The sequence below is a fragment of the Streptomyces apricus genome (assembly GCF_008369065.1).
Lineage (GTDB): Bacteria > Actinomycetota > Actinomycetes > Streptomycetales > Streptomycetaceae > Streptomyces > Streptomyces apricus.
In genome coordinates, this window is sequence record NZ_VDFC01000141.1 from 1 (window position 1) to 3,092 (window position 3,092).

The window sequence follows — 3,092 nt, forward strand, 5'->3', positions numbered from 1 at the left end:
TCGGCGGGGGCCGAGGGCGGCGCGGCGGGCATCGGGGGGACCGGCAGCGCGGTCGGGGCCTGCGGCAGCCCCGCCGGGAAGACACCGCCGGCGACGGTGCGGCCGTAGTCGATGAGGGCCCGGACCTGGTCGTCGATCTGGTGGCGCTGCACCACGCCCTGGCTGATCAGGTCGGTGAGGTAGTCCAGGGCGCCCTTGCGCTGTTCGCGGGCCTGCTCCTGGAGCACGCCCAGGATCTCCCGGGCGCGGCCGGGGTCCTGCGCGAGCAGCGTGGCGTACTGGACGGTCTCGCCCGCCGTGATCAGGTTCCGGGCGTCGTCGAGGTTGGCGGCGATACGCGCCTTGTGGGCGAGGTCCATGGCCTCCTGGACCTTGCTGCCCTTCTCCACCGCGACCATCTGGGCCTGGTGCTCGGCGGCCGCCCGGCCCAGGTCGATGCGGATGTAGACCTGGGTGGTCAGGCCGAGGTCGGCGCCGAAGTCGTTCCACCGGCCGCTGACCAGCTCGTCCTGGATCGCCTCGTCGACCTGCTGGGCCGAGTCGAGGCCGTAGCGCCTGCTGAGCCCGCGCAGCCGGGCCTCCAGCGGCGGGCGCAGCATGCGCTCCACGTCGACCACCCGCTTCTCGGCGGCCAGGTAGAAGTCGTGCACCTCCCAGTTGACGTCGGCGCCCGCCTTGAACGTCGACCGGTCGCCGTGGGTGGGCAGTTCCAGCTGGAAGGAGGCCTGGTGGCGGCCCCGGGCGATCCAGCAGACCGAGGTGGGTCTGCCCATCAGCGGCTTGTCGTGGTGCTGGGCGCCGCGGACGGTGATGATGCTGTGCCCGCCGTTCTTGTAAAAAAGGACGGAGGCCACCTGGCTGTTGCGGTGCCGGTAGGCGGCCTGCGTGGCGAACTCCCGCACGAAGGGACCTCTGAGGTCGTGCGGCAGGGCGAACTCCTGGTGCTGGGGCTGGCCCCACTGCTGGTGCGTCATGGTGTACTCGCTCCCTGGACCGCCTCCCACAGGCGGCGGACCTGCTGTTCGTTCAGCGGCTGGTCGGGGTCTTCGGACAGTTCCTTGATCAGGGACAGCAGCCGGTCGCGGTCGTCCCGGCCGAGCACCAGCAGGGGCAGGAAGCGCTCCAGCCGTCCGGCCCAGGGCTGGTCGGCCGAGCCGCGCAGCCAGTCGGACAGGGCCGCGAAGGCCGCCTCGTACGACCGGGAGGTCCGCAGCGCGGTCCACAGCAGTCCGGCGAGGTCCGCGGCCAGGCCGGGCCACACGGCCGTCAGGGCGAGCAGCAGCGGCCAGTCGCCGTACCCCTCCAGATCCCGGTGCGGGTTCCAGAGGTCGGACACGGGGACGGAGGCGAGGCAGACCGTGCTCTGCAGGCCGAGGTCCTGCCGGTCGCGGCGTTCGTCGGACAGCCAGGTCCGGATCCGGCGGAAGGTCTCCTCCTCGGGGTGGGCGCCGGCGAAGKGGGCGATCTGGACCGCCGCGTCGACCCGCGACCCGCCCCCGGCCCGGACGCCGATCCCGCCGAGCAGGTCCAGCGCCTCCCGGGTGGTGGCCGTGGCCCGGCCCCGGCCGAGGACCGCGCCCGCCGTCCAGCGCAGCTGCCGGTGGTCGTGGCGGGCCCAGGAGGCGACCAGGGCGCGGATCGCGCCGCCGACCTCCGGGGAGTGGAGGGCGACGTCGAGCACCGTCGCGGCGAACACGCGGCGGCGCACCCCGTCGGCCCGGGCCATGGGCTGGACCAGTTCGTGCACGGTGTGCGAGCAGTCCAGCCGGCACAGATGCCCGGCGGCGACGGCGGCCCGCACCCAGACCTGGGGCCGGTTGTCCTCGCACAGCCCGGCCAGCCAGCGCAGGACGGGCCCCCGCGCGTTGTGCCGGTGCTGCCACAGGTGGTCGAGGACCGCCGGGGCCAGCGCCTCGCCGCCGAAGCGGACCGTGCGGACCGGCACCTCCTCGGTGCCGACCTGCTCCGTGCCCGGTTCGTCGACCGCGCGGGCGGAGACCAGCCGGGCGCCGACCCCGTCGCTGAACAGCGGCCGCCCGGGGGCGGCCTCCGGGTCGACGGTGACGGCCAGTTCCCAGGCGAGCACCTCGGCCGCCTCGGCGACGGCGCTGAGCGAGGCCCCGCCGAGCACGGCGACGGCGATCCGGTAGGCGGCGTCCCGCAGCCGCTGCGGGGTCTCGGAGCCGGCGCCGCCGGCAAACCACTCGGCCGCCTGGTCCTCGGCGAACCTCCCGCAGGCGGCCAGGAGTTCGTCGTGGGTGAGCAGGCCCCGCGCGTTGCGGGCGAGCAGCGCCGCGAGCCGGGCCGCCTCGGCCGGCCGCAGTCGGTCGAGCCCCGTCGCCTGCGCCACCTCGGGGTCGAGGGCCGTGGCGCGGGCCCGCTCGTGGAGCTGGGGATCCGCCTCCTCCAGCTCGGTGGCGAGGTGGCCCTCCAGTACGGCGCTGTGGGACGCGGGGGTGTGGGTGCGGTGGTGGCGTCCGCCGCGGGAGAGCACGTCGCCGGGTTCGGGCGTGGCCAGCAGGACCACGTACGCCTGCTTGCCGCCGAGCAGTTCGCAGAGCCGGTCCAGGCCGGTCCCGTCCGGGAGCCCGCCCGCGCCGGGCTCCAGCGCGTAGCCGTGGCCCTCGCGGATCTGCCCGTCGTCCAGCTCGTCGAGATCGGTGCGCGGGTCGAGCCGGGAGACCCGGCCGCGGGTCAGGTCGTCCAGCAGGGACAGTGCGGTGCAGGTCCGCCCGGTGCCGGGCTGTCCGAGCAGGACCAGGAGGCGGCCGCCGCGCAGGTGCTCGCGGTGCCCGGCGTAGTCCGGCGGTTCCTGGAAGACCCGGCGCAGCCTGCTCAGCTCGTCCTCGGGCAGCGGGCCGGCGAGCAGGCGCTCGGCCCGCCGGCCGTAGATGTTGACGGTGTCGATGGATCCGGCGCCGATGAGGGTGCCGGAGCCGTGCGAGCTCAGCGTCGAGCGGTAGACGCGGGAGGCGGCGGCCGCCGCTCCGGGTAACTCCTCGCCGCCGAGCGGGTCGGCGGCGGGGCCGCCGATGAGGTCGGGCGGGGACGGCTCGGGGCCGGCGCCCGGCTCGGCGTCCGCCGTCCTGCCG

Annotated in this window: 2 protein-coding genes; both read right to left on the reverse strand. The window is 75.6% G+C overall.

Annotation, left to right across the window (positions count from 1 at the left end):
* Positions 1–974 (reverse strand): hypothetical protein (locus tag FGF04_RS38595; RefSeq protein WP_149516056.1); only part of this gene is annotated, 974 nt, incomplete at its 3' end.
* Positions 971–3,092 (reverse strand): hypothetical protein (locus FGF04_RS40495; RefSeq protein WP_188114415.1); only part of this gene is annotated, 2,122 nt, incomplete at its 5' end. The genes FGF04_RS38595 and FGF04_RS40495, both read right to left, overlap by 4 nt.